The sequence below is a fragment of the Lacticaseibacillus zhaodongensis genome (genome assembly GCF_009687905.1).
In the GTDB taxonomy this organism is placed as follows: domain Bacteria; phylum Bacillota; class Bacilli; order Lactobacillales; family Lactobacillaceae; genus Lacticaseibacillus; species Lacticaseibacillus zhaodongensis.
This window is the reverse complement of record NZ_BLBG01000018.1, coordinates 1-16952: the sequence shown is the minus strand read 5'-3', so window position 1 is coordinate 16952 and position 16952 is coordinate 1. Positions and strand designations below refer to the sequence as shown.

The 16952-nt window shown below is 54.2% G+C and carries 13 protein-coding genes; 1 reads left to right on the top strand and 12 read right to left on the bottom strand.

Going from position 1 to position 16952, the window contains the following annotated elements:
* Nucleotides 1-389 precede the first annotated feature (389 nt).
* The 12 genes from lysS to pth form a co-directional block, all read right to left on the bottom strand.
* Complete coding sequence (gene lysS, locus GN107_RS09765) at nucleotides 390-1889, bottom strand: lysine--tRNA ligase (RefSeq protein WP_155287644.1); 1500 nt, start codon at nucleotides 1887-1889, stop codon at nucleotides 390-392.
* Between the two features lie 80 nt (nucleotides 1890-1969).
* Nucleotides 1970-2965, bottom strand: a complete 996-nt coding sequence (dusB, locus tag GN107_RS09760) for a tRNA dihydrouridine synthase DusB (protein WP_269057694.1) — start codon at nucleotides 2963-2965, stop codon at nucleotides 1970-1972.
* A 79-nt stretch (nucleotides 2966-3044) separates the two neighbouring features.
* Entirely contained in the window at nucleotides 3045-3926 is an 882-nt protein-coding gene (gene hslO, locus GN107_RS09755) for an Hsp33 family molecular chaperone HslO (RefSeq protein WP_155287645.1), read from the bottom strand.
* A gap of 133 nt (nucleotides 3927-4059) precedes the next feature.
* On the bottom strand, nucleotides 4060-6234 hold the full coding sequence (gene ftsH / locus GN107_RS09750) for an ATP-dependent zinc metalloprotease FtsH (RefSeq protein ID WP_155287646.1): 2175 nt from the start codon (nucleotides 6232-6234) through the stop codon (nucleotides 4060-4062).
* Nucleotides 6235-6311: 77 nt separating this feature from the next.
* Nucleotides 6312-6848, bottom strand: a complete 537-nt coding sequence (gene hpt, locus GN107_RS09745; protein ID WP_155287647.1) for a hypoxanthine phosphoribosyltransferase — start codon at nucleotides 6846-6848, stop codon at nucleotides 6312-6314.
* 23 nt (nucleotides 6849-6871) lie between these two features.
* Nucleotides 6872-8209: a tRNA lysidine(34) synthetase TilS gene (tilS, locus tag GN107_RS09740; RefSeq protein ID WP_155287648.1), complete on the bottom strand. Its 1338-nt coding sequence runs from the start codon at nucleotides 8207-8209 to the stop codon at nucleotides 6872-6874.
* A gap of 79 nt (nucleotides 8210-8288) precedes the next feature.
* Nucleotides 8289-8798, bottom strand: coding sequence for a S1 domain-containing RNA-binding protein (locus GN107_RS09735; RefSeq protein WP_155287649.1), 510 nt, complete (start codon nucleotides 8796-8798; stop codon nucleotides 8289-8291).
* A gap of 33 nt (nucleotides 8799-8831) precedes the next feature.
* Entirely contained in the window at nucleotides 8832-9239 is a 408-nt protein-coding gene (locus tag GN107_RS09730) for an FtsB family cell division protein (RefSeq protein WP_155287650.1), read from the bottom strand.
* 61 nt (nucleotides 9240-9300) lie between these two features.
* The gene (locus GN107_RS09725) at nucleotides 9301-9564 is read right to left on the bottom strand and encodes an RNA-binding S4 domain-containing protein (protein WP_155287651.1); all 264 of its coding nucleotides are present in this window, start codon (nucleotides 9562-9564) and stop codon (nucleotides 9301-9303) included.
* A gap of 4 nt (nucleotides 9565-9568) precedes the next feature.
* Nucleotides 9569-11143, bottom strand: a complete 1575-nt coding sequence (locus tag GN107_RS09720) for a putative polysaccharide biosynthesis protein (RefSeq protein WP_196246317.1) — start codon at nucleotides 11141-11143, stop codon at nucleotides 9569-9571.
* A gap of 96 nt (nucleotides 11144-11239) precedes the next feature.
* The gene (mfd, locus tag GN107_RS09715; RefSeq protein ID WP_155287653.1) at nucleotides 11240-14767 is read right to left on the bottom strand and encodes a transcription-repair coupling factor; all 3528 of its coding nucleotides are present in this window, start codon (nucleotides 14765-14767) and stop codon (nucleotides 11240-11242) included.
* A 49-nt stretch (nucleotides 14768-14816) separates the two neighbouring features.
* A complete protein-coding gene (pth, locus tag GN107_RS09710) occupies nucleotides 14817-15374 on the bottom strand; it encodes an aminoacyl-tRNA hydrolase (RefSeq protein ID WP_155287654.1) in 558 nt (185 codons plus the stop codon).
* A 378-nt stretch (nucleotides 15375-15752) separates the two neighbouring features.
* Between pth and GN107_RS09705 the strand changes: the two genes are divergently transcribed.
* The gene (locus GN107_RS09705) at nucleotides 15753-16727 is read left to right on the top strand and encodes an L-lactate dehydrogenase (protein ID WP_155287655.1); all 975 of its coding nucleotides are present in this window, start codon (nucleotides 15753-15755) and stop codon (nucleotides 16725-16727) included.
* Nucleotides 16728-16952: the final 225 nt, after the last annotated feature.

Genomic DNA, 16952 nt, shown 5'->3' with positions numbered 1-16952 from the left:
ATGTTTTAATTCTTCCTTCAGCAAAATGCTGAAGAACCTACATTTATACGAAACTTTGTTCAGTTTTCAAAGGACTATCTCTGACGCAACGTTTGATATCATATCAAGTTCATAACCTATTGTCAAGAACTAAATTTGATTATCTTTGCGGGACGTTTTTATTTATGTGCCATCCCTTTGCGACTTCACTATACTATCAGGCTTCCCCCAAAGCGTCAAGTAGCCATTAGTTTCATATAAATCCGAACTTTATCGATATATTATTGAATTTTGATAGCTTTTTCACGGATGATTGTTTAGCTTTAGTTGACAAAAGGCCCGCGATATCCGGCTGGGGACCCAAAAAAGCCAGCATCCGCAAGCGCGAATGCTGGCACAATTTTTTTAAATTATGGACGTAATGTCGGGAAAAGTAATACGTCACGAATTGATGAAGCGTCCGTAAACAGCATCACCATGCGGTCGATTCCGATTCCGAGACCCCCAGTAGGTGGCATGCCGTACTCAAGTGACTCGATGAAGTCCTCATCGATTCCCTGGGCTTCATCATTACCCGCGGTCTTTTCAGCAGCCTGAGCTTCAAAACGAGCCCGCTGATCAATTGGGTCGTTAAGTTCAGTAAAGGCATTACCATACTCGTTGCCATCGATAAAGAATTCAAAGCGATCGGTGAAGCGCGGATCCTTCTTGTTCTTCTTCGCGAGTGGCGAAATTTCGAGTGGGTGCCCATAGATGAAGGTTGGCTGAGTCAAGGTTGATTCAACAAACTGTTCGAAAAAGGCGTTGATGATGTGACCAGTCTTCCAGTATGACTCATAGTGCACACCATGCTCATCGGCGAGCTTGCGTGCTTCCTCATCACTCATGACCGGCCAGAAGTCGACACCAGTAACCCGCTTGATTGCATCGACCATGTGCTCACGCTTGAACTCGCTCCCCAAGTCGATCTCAGTACCTTGGTAAGTGATCGTGTCGGTATTAAAAACCTTGTGCGCAACAAAGCGGAACAGGTTCTCAACTTCATCCATGACATCGGAGAGATCCCAGTAAGCCGCGTAAGTCTCAAGTTCGGTGAATTCTGGGTTGTGCTTAGTGTCCACCCCTTCGTTCCGGAACACACGACCAATTTCGTAGACCCGTTCCATCCCGCCGACAATCAGGCGCTTCAAGTGCAATTCAAGCGCGATCCGCAGGTAGAGATCAATATCTAGCGCATTGTGGTGCGTTATGAATGGACGCGCGTTGGCACCACCAGCCTGGTTGTGCAGTACCGGTGTCTCGACTTCAAGGAAACCGTTACCGTCGAGGTATTCACGGACCGCTGAAATGATTTTGGTCCGGTTGGTGAAGCGTTCGAAGCTCTCCCGGTTGGTGAGCAGATCCAAGTACCGCTGCCGGTAGATTTGTTCAATGTTCGCCAAGCCATGGTACTTATCAGGTAGTGGGCGCAGCGCCTTGCTGAGGAAAGTGATGTGGCTTGCGCGCACGGTCAGCTCCCCCATGTCAGTCTTGATAACATCCCCATTGATACCCAAGATATCGCCTAAGTCAGACTTCTTGAAAATCATGTAGTTCTCGTCGCCGACCATGTCCTTACGTACATAGATCTGAATCCGGCCGTCGCGGTCTTGGATGTCGGCAAATCCGACCTTCCCCTTACCGCGCTTACTCATCATGCGGCCAGCAATGACAACCTCGGCGTGCTTTGCTTCAAGTTCCTCTTTAGTCAGGTCACCAAACTGGTCCCGGATTTCCTGGCTATTGTGTGTGCGGTCGAAACGGTGTCCGAATGGATCAACGCCCGCTTCGCGTAGCTGTTCCATCTTATCCCGTCGTGCCCGCATTTGATCGTTCATGTGTACTTCTTCAGCAGTCTTCTTTGCCACCATGGATTCCTCCGTTTCTATACAGTTCGTATCTTGCCAATTATCACACAAAAAAGCAACCCACCAGGGCAGGTTGCCATTTTTTAACGCCAAACTGGATCTTTTTCGAGTTTATCAACAAATTCATCGAAAATCTGGTCAACTTCGGCCTCAGTATCAACCGAGTTCACTGCCGCTTTGGTCTTGGAAGAGTGAGGAATCCCTTTCAGGTAATATGCTGCCTGAGAACGGAATTCCCGTACCGCGAGACTTTCACCCTTCAGTTCGACCAAACGGTGTAGCTGCAACTTAGCGGTCGCAATCTTCTCCCGGGGCTGAGGCTCATCGACCAAGACACCGTCATCCAAGTAGCGTTCAACCTGCTTCAAAATCCACGGGTTACCAAGCGCGGCACGGCCGATCATCACTGCGTCACAGCCAACCTCATCGAGCATCCGCTTAGCGTCTTGAGCTGAGCGCACATCCCCATTACCGATAAACGGAATGGTCAGGTGCTTGTTGACCTCAGCCAAAATGTTCCAGTCGGCGTGGCCGCGGTACAACTGGGCCCGCGTCCGCCCATGCATGGCCAGGGCGCTCGCACCACCGGCCTGTGCAGCCAGCGCGTTGTCAACCGCATAGATGTGGTCAGAGTCCCAACCGGTCCGCATTTTGACCGTTACGGGCTTGCTGACGGCATGCGAAACTGCGTCAACCATTTCGTAGACCTTATCCGGATCGAGCAACCAGTGGGCCCCTGAATCGGTCTTGGTGACCTTAGGAACTGGGCAGCCCATGTTGATATCAATGATGTCCGCCTGCGTGTTCTCGTCAACGAAACGAGCCGCGTTGAGCAGGGTCTCTTTGCTCCCGCCAAAAATCTGGATGGAAATCGGGTGTTCGCGCGGGTCAACGAACATCATTCCGAGCGTCTTCTTGTTGTGATACATGATTCCCCGGTCACTGATCATTTCACAGACCACGAGTCCAGCACCAAATTCTTTTGCCGTGACCCGAAAAGCCGCGTTCGTCACCCCGGCCATCGGTGCGACAACGACCTGGTTGGGGATTTCAATATCACCAATGTGCCATTTTGCCAATTATTTCACCTCATGCGTAATTTCGTTTCATTCTAGCACTGACGGATAGTAAGTACAAACAGTCCGCAACATGCCTTGCTTACTTTTCAGAAATAATCTTTTCCAGCTCCTGAGCGCTGAAAGTGTACTTCTGTCCGCAGAAGCGGCAGGTAGTTTCCGCACCGCCGTCTTCATCGATCATTGCTTGCAAGTCACTGGTTTTGAGCGTCCGCAATGCCTTCCAGAAGCGGCCCTTGCTGCAGCTGCACTTGAAGGCAAAATCCTTCGTGTCCAAAATCATGAGCTTCTGATTACCGGCGACCCGGTCCAAAATCTGTTCTGGCTTCAAGCCCTGGCGCAACATTTCGGAAACGAGCGGCAGGGTCTTGATGTTTTCCTCAAGCTTACGGAGGGCCTCATCGGTCGCACCTGGCAGCGCCTCGACTAAGAAACCACCCGCAACGCCAACTGAGTTGTCAGCATTAACGAACACGGACACGCCGACACTGGCCGGAATCTGTTCCGACTTCGCAAGGTAATACGTAAAGTCAGCACCTAATTCACCGGAGACAAGTGGCACCTGCCCCGTGAAGGGTTTGCCCCCTGCAAGCAGCTTGGTGACTGCGAGCAGACCATTCTTGCCCACGGTTGCAGCCACATCAATTTTGCCGACGACGTTCAGCGGCAGATTGACATGGGGCTCTTGAATATAACCACGCACGGTGCCATTGGCTGCACCATCCGCCACAATGAGGCCGGCAGGGCCATCGCCCTTGACCCGGACCGTCAACATGTCGTCCTTGTCCTTCAGTTCGGCAGCGGAAAGCAGCCCCGTGGCCACAAGTGTGCGGCCGAGTGCAGCGGTTGAAGCCGACCACGTGTCGTGCCGTTTCTGCGCCTCACTGACCGTCTGGGTCGCATCCACAGCGAACAGACGGAACTTACCGTCTGCGGTCATGGCAGTTACTAAATAATCGCTCATTTTAGATTTCCTTTCTGCAAAAAATCATTGCTTTCAGCATACCACAAAGGCTTAGTTTTCGCCGCAGTTGCCGCTTCTACTGCTAAACAAAAAAGGGCCACGGCATGTGCCGTAGTCCTTTTTTGCAGTAACCTTAAGCCTCTGGATCATCCTTGTGATCATCGTTTGGCTGCTCAGGTTTGGTCTGGTCATCCTTGCTTGCCGCAGTATCTGCGTCTTGCTTTGGCTGATCAGCTGGTGCATCAGCAGGGGCATCGTCCTTAGGGGCGCTGTCGTTAGCACTAGGCGTGGATGCATTGTTATCAGCATCGTCATCCTTAGTAGTGCTTTGCTGCTTCTGCGCTTCCTTCTTCTCCAAAGCTGCCTTTGCTTCTTCATAGGTAGCAGCCTTTTCGCTCGGGAACTCGTTCTTGTCGGGCATTTTGCCGTCCTTGAACAAGCTGAGAATCTGTTCTTCATTCAGGGTCTCGTACTTGAGCAAGGCCTCCGCAATCAGCTTGTGCTGTGCGCGGTGGTCCTGAATGATCTTGTAAGCCCGCTTGTGCGCTTCATCAATGATTTCGCGAACTTCATCATCGATTTTGGCAGCGGTAGCTTCAGAGTAACCAGGGTAACCGTACTGTGCACCGACAAAAGGCTCACCAGTATCACGTTCCAAGGTAACCGTCCCAATGGTAGAACTCATCCCATAGGTAGTTACCATGCTCCGGGCCATCTGGGTAGCCTGTTCGAAGTCGTTGGAAGCTCCGGTGCTTTCCTGGTTGAAGATGATTTCTTCAGCCGTCCGGCCACCGAGCATCCCGGCAATCTGTTCGTTCAGGTCCTTCTTGCTCATCATGAACTGGTCTTCCTTAGGCAGGGTGATAGCGTAACCGCCAGCACGCCCACGCGGAATGATAGTAACCTTGCGCACGACCCGTGAATCGGAGAGCACCAAACCAATAATTGCGTGCCCAGCTTCGTGGTACGCCGTCGTCTTCCGATCCTTTTCGGAGATAACAGCGTCCTTCTTGGCTGGTCCGGCAATTACCCGGTCCTCAGCTTCATCAACATCGCTCGCGTCGATGATTTTCTTGTTCCGCCGTGCCGCAACCAGTGCCGCTTCGTTCAGCAGGTTTTCGAGGTCCGCACCAACAAAGCCTGGTGTTTCGCGCGCGACCCGCTTCAAACTAACGTCATCGGCCAGTGGCTTATTCTTGGCGTGAACCTTGAGAATTGCCTCACGACCCTTAATGTCAGGCCGACCAACAAGAATCTTCCGGTCAAAACGACCTGGCCGCAGCAAAGCTGGGTCCAAGACATCGGAACGGTTCGTGGCAGCCATAACAATGACGCCTTCGTTACCAGTAAACCCGTCCATTTCAACCAGCAATTGGTTCAGGGTTTGTTCACGTTCATCGTGACCGCCGCCCATGCCGCTACCACGCTTGCGCCCGACCGCGTCAATTTCGTCAATGAAGATAATTGCAGGCGCTTTCTTCTTGGCCTCTTCAAACAGGTCACGAACACGCGATGCACCAACACCGACGAACATTTCAACGAAGTCAGAACCGGAGATGGAGAAGAACGGTACGCCCGCTTCCCCAGCAACGGCCTTGGCAAGCAAGGTTTTACCAGTACCAGGAGGTCCCTCGAGGAGCACCCCGGCTGGGATGCGTGCACCTAGTTCTTGGTAACGTTTAGGATTCTTCAGGAATTCAACAACTTCAACGAGTTCCTGTTTTTCCTCTTCGGCACCAGCCACATCAGAAAAGCGCACCTTGTTCTTGGCTTTTTCTGACTGCTTAGCCCGCGACTTGCCGAAGCTCATCATCCGGTTTTGGCCGCCGCCAGCTTGACCACCCTGGTTCATCATCAGGTAGAAGAAGACCATGATGAAAAGCAGCGGGATCACACTGATTAACAGTGATACCCAAACGCCTGACTGTGACTCTTCAGCCGTGGAGTTTTTGACCCCATTCTTAGCTGCCGTGTTCTGAATGTTCTTAATTGAACTATCAGTTCCGGGAACCACCGTCGTGAACTGCTTGACTTTGGTCTTGGTGCTACCGAGCAGCGTGGAGCTAGTCTTGCTCTCCTTCGCTTTCCGGTATTCACCACTAACCTTGTAAACACTACCACTAGGCTGGATTGAAAATTCTTTAATTTTGTCGCGCTTAAGATCAGCAGTAAACTCACTGGACTTGATTGCTTCTGACGGTGAACTTGTGTTTCCCCGCATGTAGTAGCCGAAGCCACCAACTAAAGCAATAAACAGGACCAAGTATAAGAGTGTGCTGCTGAATAAGCCGTTTCTCCTATTCTTCATGCATAACCTCCAGCACTAAGTAATATACAATAATCAACTCTCACGAGCATACCACAAAGTACCTCCCATTTGGGAAACTACTTAGTGTAGACAGCCGGTTTCAGTACCCCAACATAAGGCAGATTCCGGTAACGTTCATTATAATCCATCCCGTAACCAACGATGAATTCGTCGGGAACGGACGCGCCAACGTAATCGGTGTGCGCAAAGACTTTGCGGCCACTCGGCTTGTCGAACAAAGTACAGATCCGAACGGAATTTGCCCCCCGATTGCCAAAAAGCTCTGTCAACGACTGTAGCGTCGCACCGGTATCAATGATGTCTTCCAAAATCAAGACATCGCGGTCCTTAACACTACTGTCGAGGTCCTTCAAAATCCGCACCTCACCAGTCGAGCTTGCGCCGGCATAGCTGGAAACATCCATGAAGTCCATCTCCAGCTGGCCGTTGTACTCACGCACGAAGTCGGTCATGAAAATCACGGCCCCCTTCAGAATGCAGACAACGAGGGGCACCTTGTCCGTGTAATCCTTTTGAACCTTCTGCGCCAAATCCCGCACGATTTTGTGGATATCATCTTCACTAAAGAGAACGCGTAAAACGTCTGGGTCCATGATTTAATCCTCGCCTTCCATTTTTAAGCCCGTCGCAGGACCAAGTTTGCCTTGATTCTAACAGTTGACTGCGGTTTAAACAATTGGTTTAGGGCCAGATTCTCAATCCAAACGACCTCACTGCCGTGGACGAGCAACAGTAGCTGGGCCCGGTCGGCGGCATTCACATGTTCGTTAATAAAGAAGCGCCGCAATTTTTGGTGCTGGCCGTTTGCCAAGGTCAGATAGTCGCCCGGCTGCCGGGTGCGCAGGCTGAACGGAAAGTCACCCGCCACGCTCCCAAGTATTTCGTCGCCAGGCTGCAGGTGCCGGGTCACTAGCAGTTGGCCGCCACGATACGGAACGGCCTGGTCCAGTTGCGTTAACACCTGCGTTGCTGGTGTTGCGACCGTGGCAGCAGCAACTTGCTGCACCCGCAGTTGCTGCGCCCGCACGACAACGATCTGTCCGCGGGCTAACTCCACGCGGCGCGTCTCCCCGTCATGCCGGTTCAATGCAGCCAATATTTCCGCGAGCTGTTTGGCACTGACATCGGGAACACAGCGGCGCATTGCCGCCGTTAAGACCTGTAATTGCAACGAGCGCTCTTCATTCTGCAACTGTTTCCAACTGAATTCATCAGTCTTTGGACCGAGAAGCCCCAAATAATGACACACTGTCATGTCTGCTAATTCTAGCACTCCCTGCTGGTCCCGCGCAAAGCGCGCGATGTGTTCATCGACCCGCCCCATCCGGGCACGCAGTTGCGGCAAGACCTCGTGGCGGATAAAGTTGCGACTGTAGTGCGTGTCAGCGTTGCTCGCGTCATCACTAAAAGGTAAGTGCCGCATGGTCGCATATGCGCGGATCTCCTGGCGGCTGTAGTTCAGCAGGGGCCGCACCAAAACGATTCCCTGCCAGTCCCGCCGTGGCCGGATGCCCGCAACGCTATGCACATCCCCGGACCGAAGCAGCCGAAAGAGCACCGTCTCCACCTGATCGTCCCGGTGGTGAGCCGTCATCAGCACCTGGTAATGCCCGGCACGAGCGGCCGCGGCAAAACTGGCGTAGCGAAACTTACGGGCGGCCGCCTCAATGCCGCTAGCTGGATGCTGGGCGACTGGCCAGTGCGTGCAGGTCAGGGGGACTGCATGTGCGGTGCAGTACGCCCGCACCTTCTGTTCCTCTGCAACTGATTCCGGCCGCAACTCGTGGTTAATATGTACCGCTCCCACGGTCAACTGCAGGCGCGGCCGCAGCCGCACGAGCAGATCAAGGAGGGTCAGCGAATCTGCACCACCGGAAACGGCCACCAGGATCGTGCTCCCGGGTGCGACCTGCAGTTCCTCTAGATTGTGTGCTAATTCATTTGGCGTCAGCAAGTCCGACCTCCCCGGGCAAAATCATGCCCACCCTAGCAAAAAAGACGGCCCCAGCCGCCTTTAGTCAGTTACTTTAAGATTAGCTCCGCCGGCCGCCGCGACCACCGCGTTTGCCTTCGGTGTTGTGCCGGAGTGTGGATAGGCGTTGTTCACTATCCTTCAGGAATCCGGACAACATGGAGTCGAAATCATCGGGCTTGTCCTCGCCATGCCCACCATGGCCATTATCATAGCCATGATGCTGCGGGCGGGCACCCTCGTGCCGGCTGCCGCCGTTACTGTGTGGCCGCTGACCACCTTGGGGGCGACTGCCCTCATGGCGTTCGCTCTGGTGATGCTCGTTAGCCCCGGCTGGGTGATCCGTCGCCTTGCGAATGGAAAGACCGATCTTTCCATCCTTTTCACTCATCACCTTAACCGTGACCGTGTCGCCGACGCTCAGCACGTCGTGGATATCTTTGACGAACGAATCTGAAATTTCGGAGATGTGCACCAAACCGGTCTGGCCCGCACCCAAATCAACAAAGGCACCGAAGTTTGTAATTCCCGTAACCTTACCGTCTACCTTTGCCCCAACTGAAACTGCCATATGCGAAAAAGTCCTCCTTAGACTCGCGTCCTACTACTTAGTTAGTGAGTCGTCACCCGGAATGCGATTCGCAGAAGTCGGCAGGGTGAAAATCGTCTCTCCCGACTTGGACACATAATACTGCGACCGCACTAGTTTACCCAGGTACGCTTCATTCTTGAGTTGATCAACCTGTACCTTAAGCGCCTGTTTGTGGTTCTGCACCTTTCGCAACTGCTTGTTTGCAACCTGCAGCTGCGCATCAGCGGTGTTCTGCTGCTGATGAATTTGGGCGAGGCGAAGCGCCCCACTGACGATAATTACCACCGCACAAATAGCCATCACGATAAAACGCCGCACGTGCACCCGTCTCCGCAGTGACCGCTGCTTATCTTGCAGCTTTGCCGCGCTCTGTGCCCGTGCATACGCATTATCAATTCGACTAATGGGTGCGTTAGCCATAACAATCGTCCTTTCCTCGTTCTAATTGCAAGTATACCAAGAACCCGCCGCCAGGTATAGCTTAATCGCTTGCATTCTCCTTTTGTTCAAGAACGGTATACATTGATTCTGCCGCATCTTTCTTGGTCGTTTCAACCATTTCGTCGACGCGCACGACTAAAGTCCGGTTACCAAAAGCAATTGTCAGCACATCGCCGACGCTGAGGTCAGTGCTAGACTTCGCGACCCGGTCACCGATCTGGATTCGGCCCTTGTCCGCGATTTCTTTTGCGACACTGCGCCGCTTGATGATACGTGAAACCTTCAAAAATTTGTCTAAACGCATAATGTTATCCTCTCTTAAATTGCGATAGTAATTTCATAATTTTGCGTCCGGCCGGAATCACGAGGATTTCCCGGAGCGCTAATAATTGTTGCTGGTAGGCGACTAATAGTGTGACCGCCCCCGCCCCCAAGCCAATGAGGAGGCAGTGCACCAGTCCCGCCAGCCGGCCGCTTGGCGGCAGTAGCTGGCCTAGAAGTGCGCCACTAACGCACAGTGCCAGCGCGGTCAGTGCCAGCCGCCGGCCAAACCCATTATGCCAGAAATTGTGGCGAATTGCGCCCGGAATTGCCGCGTACACCGTCGCCAGCGCAACTAACCAGGCCAAATTGCTGGCTAGGGCACTGCCAAAAGTCCCCCAACGAGCAGTCAGCGGCAGGTTGAAAGTAATTTTGGTCAGCAGCGCCAGTACTAGCGCCACGGTCGGGGTGCGAAACTGATCTTGGCTCTGCAGCAGACTGCTGAGCGCGTTCACCGCCGCGACCAGCGCGACGCTCAGCACGTACATCGCCAGCACGCCCGAGCCCTGCGCGTCGCCGAACAGGAACCGGTTGAGATTCGGCATGACCACGGCAAGGGCCAGACTGGCCAGCACGCCAAACACCACGGTCAGGTGCAGTAGCATCACGCTGATCCGCGTGAACGCAGTCTTTTGCCCGTAATGGTTACTGCGGCTCAGGCTCGGCAATAAGCTCTGCGTCAGCGCCGTCGCCACAACCAGACCCAACTGAACCAGTGGCTGGCCACGGTCGTAAACCCCCTTGGCCGCCCGCGCAACTGCTGGTGCCAGCCCGTGCAAGGCCAATCCGCGGGTGACCGTGAAGCTGTCCACGAGTTGCAGCAAGATGAGTAGCGCCGAAAACAGCACGAAGGCCCCGCCGTCAATGAGAAAGTGGCGGACAAAATCTCGCGTCGGCAGTTGCGCCCGGCGCGGCAGCAAGCGGCCCGCCAGTGCAACCTGCAGCCGCGGAAAAATGAGCACCGCAGCCGCCGTCCCGCCGAACAAGGCACCGGACATCGCGACCGTGCCCGTCAAGTACAATGACCAGTGAAAGTACCGTCCGCAGACGGCCGCAGCGATAATGATGGCGACTCGCACCAGCTGCTCAAGAACCTGGCTACTGGCGGTCGGGACCATGTTGCCCACGCCCTGAAAGTAACCACGCGCACCGCCTAGGATCGGCAGCAAGAGGAACATGAAGGCCACGCAGCGGATCAGGGGGGTCAGCTGCACGTCCGCCATGGCCAGTGCCAGCGGTCGGGCCCCGGCGAAAATCAACACGAAGGCCAGGCCACCCAGGGCCGCGAGCAAGCTAATGCAGCGGCGCGCGACCCGCCGCTGGGCTTCAGAACTGCCCGCCGCGGCCACCAGTTTAGAAACATAGACGGGGAGGCCGCTCAGGGCAAGCACCATCCCCAAGCCGTAGATTGGGTAGACCTGTTGGTAAATATAAAAGCCCGTGTCGCCGACCAGGTTCTGAAAGGGAATGCGGTAGACCGCGCTCAGAATCTTGGTGATGAGGCCGCCCAGACTGAGAATCCAGGCGCCATTCATTAGTTCACGCATCTGCGCGTTTCGCATCGCCGTGGTCCCCCTTTTCGAAGTAGTAATAACTAGTTTGATTGTGCACCACGAGCATGGCTTCCGCCGCATTAGCGGGGTAAAGCTAATGCAAAATTATGCTTTGTCTTGCTCATTGTCCGCAGCCGGGTTGCGTAGTTCAGCGAGACCGGCCGCAAACTTCTGCAACTGTTCCAGCCATGCGTACTCCGCCATCCCCTTCTCAATCAGCAAGGTGATGACTAGGTGCGGGCCACTCTGGGCCACCGTCGCGCGCAACTTGGTCTTGCCCAGCGCCGCGAAAATGGGTTCACCGCTAGCATCCGCGCTCGCCCGCTTGCTTAAGCGCACGATGAGCTTGCGGTCGCTCCGCTTGATTGAATCAACCAAGGCAACGTCCGCGAGCCGCTTGATGTGCGCCACGGTGATCAGGGTCGCGACTTGCTCTGGGTAATCGCCAAAACGGTCGATCAGGTCGTCCTCCAGCTCACGCTCTTGGTCTTCATTCTCGACTTGACGCACGCGCTTGTAGATCTCGACCTTCTGCCGCGGATCACTCACGTAGTCGTTCGGCAGGTATGCTTCAACATTCAGCGATAACTCCGCATCGGTCTTCTCAACCTGCTTGTGGCCCCGTTTGCGCGCAACAGCCTCTTGCAGCATCTGCGTGTAGAGGTCGTAACCAACGGAGTCAATAAAGCCATGTTGCTGCGAACCAAGCAGGTTGCCGGCACCGCGAATCGAGAGGTCCCGCATCGCAATTTTGAAGCCACTGCCAAGCTCGGTGAAATCCTTGATGGCCGCCAGCCGCTTCTCGGCGACCTCGGTCAGGACCTTGCCCTGCCGGTACATGAAGTAGGCGTAGGCGATCCGACTCGACCGCCCGACGCGCCCGCGCAGCTGGTACAGTTGTCCCAGGCCGTAACGGTCCGCGTCTTCAATTATCAGTGTGTTCACGTTGGGCATGTCCACCCCGGTTTCAATGATGGTCGTGGTGACCAAAATGTCGGCCTCACCGTGAATGAAATCGGCGATTACGGTCTCCAGCTGGTTCTCGCTCATCTGGCCGTGGGCATAGACGATAGTGGCCTCGGGCACCAGTTGCTGCAAGTTGTCGACGGTACGCTGAATGTCCTCGACCCGGTTATGCAGGTAGAACACCTGCCCGCCGCGCTCGATTTCACGCTGAATCGCCGAGCGCGTTGCCAAGGCATTTTGCTCCATCACAAAAGTCTGGATGGGATAACGGTTGGTTGGCGGCGTCTCGATGACGGACAGGTCACGGACCCCGAGCATGGACATGTTCAGCGTCCGCGGGATTGGGGTGGCCGTCAGCGTCAGCACGTCAACGTCCCGCCGCATCTGCTTGATCCGTTCCTTGTGCTTGACCCCAAAGCGCTGCTCCTCGTCAATAATCAGGAGGCCCAAGTCCTTGTAATGCACGTCCTTACTGAGCAGACGGTGGGTGCCGACAACAATGTCGACCGTTCCGTCAGCCAGGCCGGTCAGCGTCTCTTTGACCTGCGCCGGCGTGGCAAAACGGGATAGCATCCCCACTTTGACCGGGAAGTCGGCGAAGCGTTCGATCATGGTCTCGTAGTGCTGCTGGGCCAAAATGGTGGTCGGCACGAGCATGGCCACCTGCTTGCCGTTAGTGATGGCTTTAAACGCGGCCCGGAGCGCGACTTCGGTTTTCCCAAAGCCCACATCCCCAACGAGCAGCCGGTCCATTGGCCGCGGCTGTTCCATGTCGTGTTTGATTTCCTTAACGCTGCGAATCTGGTCCGCGGTCTCTGGATACGGGAACTCCGCCTCGAATTCGGCCTGCAAGGCATCATCCTTAGCAAAAGCAAAGCCCTTTTCCGCCTCCCGCGCGGCGTAGAGATCGATCAAGTCGTCAGCAATGTCTTCAATTCTGGCGGCGACCCGCTTCTTGGTCTTTTGCCACTCACCCCCGCCAAGTTTGTTAATGGTCGGCTTCTTGCCCTCAGAGGCAACGTACTTTTGGACCATGTTGAGCTGGGTGACCGGAATGAACAGCTGCCCCTTGTCCCGGTATTCAATGGTGATGTAGTCCTGGTGCACCCCGTCAACGGTCAGCGTCTGAATGCCTTTATAAACCCCGATCCCGTGGTTAACGTGGACGACATAATCGCCGACCTGCAGCTCGTTATAACTCTTCAAGCGTTCGGCGTTAGCGAGGGTCTGGTGACGCACCCGCCGTTTAGGTTTGGCGTTGAACAAATCATGTTCGGTCAATACGACCAGCTTGGCGCTCGGCATTTCGAACCCGTTGGCCAAGTTTCCGTGAATGATCTGCAGTTGTCCCGAAGCGATTTTGCTTTCATCACCCAGCTGGGCGTTGATTTCAAAATCCTGCAGGCTGGAGAGGACTTTAGGCTCACGCACTGGTTCCTGAATCATGAGCAGCACTGTTTGACGCTGCTTGGCCCAACGGTCGGTCTCCGCCTTCAGTAGCGGCAATTGACTAAAGAACTGTTGCACACTGCGCGTCTGCACGTTCGTGATCGTCTGCAGACGCAAATTGCCCATCCCCTTTTGGAACAGGGACAGGAAGATATGCGCGTGCTTGTCGCCGCGTTCTAGTTCTTGCACCGGCCGCAGTGGCGGCTGGACATTCTGCAGCGGGTCCCCCGTACGGGCACTATACTCCTGCAGAGTTGCCGCATCCCCGTCCAGGATCCGGGTGTAGTCGTCAAAAACGACACTGCTTCCAGCCGGCAGGTAATCCGTGATGGTCGTGCCCTCTGGGTACAACGCGGCGCTGAACTCGGCCATGCCCTCGGGAAGAATGTCCTGGCCCAACTGATCAGCCAGGCCCGCCACCTTTTGGCCAAAAGCCGCAGCCACCTGATTTTCCGCCTCATCCGCGCTGTGCTCCGCGTAACGTTTAGCAGCCAGATTCATTGAGGCCGCGGCGGCGTGCATCTGGTCTGGGCCGGCCAACATGTCGTTTGCGGGCACGATGGTTACTTCGTCCAGCTTGTCGCGACTACGCTGGGTGTCAGCATCAAACTGCCGAATCGAGTCCACCTCAGTGTCGAAGAGTTCGATCCGAATCGGATAATCCTCGTTCAGAGGGTAGATATCGATAATGCCCCCGCGAATTGCAAACATTCCGGGTGCGTTGACCAAGTTGTCCCGGCGGTAACCAAGTGCCACCAGCTTAGCCGCAAGCGCGGCGGGGTCAATTTCACTACTACTGTCAAAATGCAGTTGGGCCTGTGCCCACTGCTTTACTTCCGGTAGTAAGCGCCGGAGACCAGGCATGCTGGTAATAACCGCACCGGCCTCGTCTGCTAGCAAGAAGTTGAGCGCTTCGATCCGCTCCTGGCGCGCATCGAGGGAAGTCGTTGCTGCCTCCGCGGCGAGCACATCTTCAACCGGGAAGGAATACAAAGAAGACGTTGGCAGCAGGTTGCCCAAATCGGCAGCGAGCTCGTCAGCGTGATTGCGGTCATTTTCGATCACCAAAATGGGGTGTTGCTGCTGGGAAACAGCGGCCGCCAAGAAAACCGTGCGCGCGGAACCAGCCAGGCCAGTGATGAGGTGCCGGCCCTTATGCAACTGGGGCCATAAATCTGTTAGTTCTGGCGTTTGCGCCAGCATCGTTACTAAATCCATGAGTTTTCCTTACATATTAAAGTGCCAAGACAAACTAAACATCGCTAACTCAGTTGTACTTATTCATCAAACTGGGGATGTCCGCACCATTGATCCGGTCCGTCAGTAGGGCCACCGCCTTGTCGATAGCGGCGTTGATCAGCGGCTGGTCGTCCTTGCTAAACGGCGTCAATACCCAGTCAACAACAGTCTGCTTAGCCGGGTGGTCCGTACCGATTTTGATCCGGGCAAAATTACTGCTGCCGGTCGCGTTGATGATGTCCTTGATCCCGTTGTGACCACCAGCAGAACCCTTGAGCCGCAAGCGCAGTTTGCCCATTGGCATGTCGAGGTCATCCTGAACGACGATGATTTCGTCTTCCTGAACTTGGTAAAAGCTCATCAATTGGCGGACAGCCCGCCCGGAAGCGTTCATAAAGGTCTGCGGTTCAACGAGCATGATCTTTTCGCCATTAAGGTGTGTTGTCGCGGTGGCCGCGTCAAACTCCATTTTGCTGATGGTGACGCCGAGCTGTTTAGCCAGCTCGTCTAGAACCATGAACCCAACGTTGTGTTTACTAGTTGCATACTTTTTGCCGGGATTACCCAGCCCAATAATCATTAACACTATCTAATTCGCTCCTATACTCCACCGCATCCGGTGATTTACGCAAAAAACGCCCCAGCTCCCGGCACGCGACCGGGTGGGACTAAATTACTATCTATATGTCAGAGCCAGTATACCACGTGCGCACGCGGCCGTAACCGCAGCAGCTTAATCCCTGTCGATGATAGCGCTAACGCGACGCCTGAGCCGCTACAAGCCAAGATATTAGTTAGGCTCACCCCCCTGCTTAAAAACATTTGCCCGCCTTCTAAGCCCACTAAATGGGCGAATATTACGTGGTGGCTAAACAAATTCAGCATCTAGGGAATGTTTTCAGAATCAGATATGGTATAATGCTGGTTGTATTGTAAAGGTATATTCAGAAAGGATGATAACACCGTGGCAGAAATTGCTAAGCATCAGAAGGTTATTCTTGTTGGTGACGGGGCCGTTGGTTCTAGTTACGCTTTTGCACTTGTCCAGCAGGGCATTGCACAAGAACTTGGTATTGTTGACATTGTAAAGGACAAGACGAAGGGGGACGCAATCGATCTCTCCGACGCGCTTCCTTTCACTGCACCAAAGAAGATCTACTCAGCTGACTACAGCGACTGCAAAGACGCTGACTTGGTTGTGATCACTTCAGGCGCACCTCAGAAGCCTGGCGAGACTCGTCTCGACCTTGTTAACAAGAACCTGAAGATCATGAAGGCCGTTGTTGAGCCAATCGTTGAGTCAGGATTCAAGGGCCTCTTCCTTGTCGCTGCTAACCCAGTTGACATCTTGACCTACGCCGTATGGAAGCTTTCTGGCTTCCCTAAGAACAAGGTTATCGGTTCTGGTACTTCACTGGACACCGCACGTTACCGTCAGGCACTTGGCAACCTTGCCGGTGTTGACGCACGCTCGGTTCACGGTTACATTCTTGGCGAACACGGTGACACCGAATTTGCCGGCTGGAGTCACACCACTATCGGTGGCGTAACAATTGCCGAATACATGAAGGCTCACCCAGAAGTAACCAAGGAACAGCTGAACAAGCTCTTCGAAGGCGTTCGTGACGCAGCTTACACCATCATCAACTTGAAGGGTGCTACCTTCTACGGTGTTGGTACAGCTCTTGCACGGATCACCAAGGCTATCTTCAACGATGAGAACGCCGTTTTGCCACTGTCTGTCTACATGGACGGCCAGTACGGCATCAACGATGTTTACATTGGTACTCCTGCAGTTATCAACCGCAACGGTATCAAGGAAATCATCGAAGTTCCTCTCTCCGATGACGAAGAGAAGAGCATGAAGGCTTCTTCCTCACAGCTTAAGAAGATCATCAACGATGCATTCGCTGCCAACGACATCGAAACTCGTCAGTAATCTTTTAACTAAGCAAAAATAAAACCGTTAGACAATTCCCTGGATTGTTGCTGACCGGTCGCCAACTGTTCCCCCAGTTGACGTAGCCCCGACTACTTATGTGGTCGGGGCTTTTTTTGTTGTAAGATGCGCAGCGGGACGGTTTGAAGCTGAGCATTTGCGTACTCCGGAAGAAATGCCGGGGTTTGGCATTACTTCCGGAGTGTGCAAAGCGCAAGCTTCAGT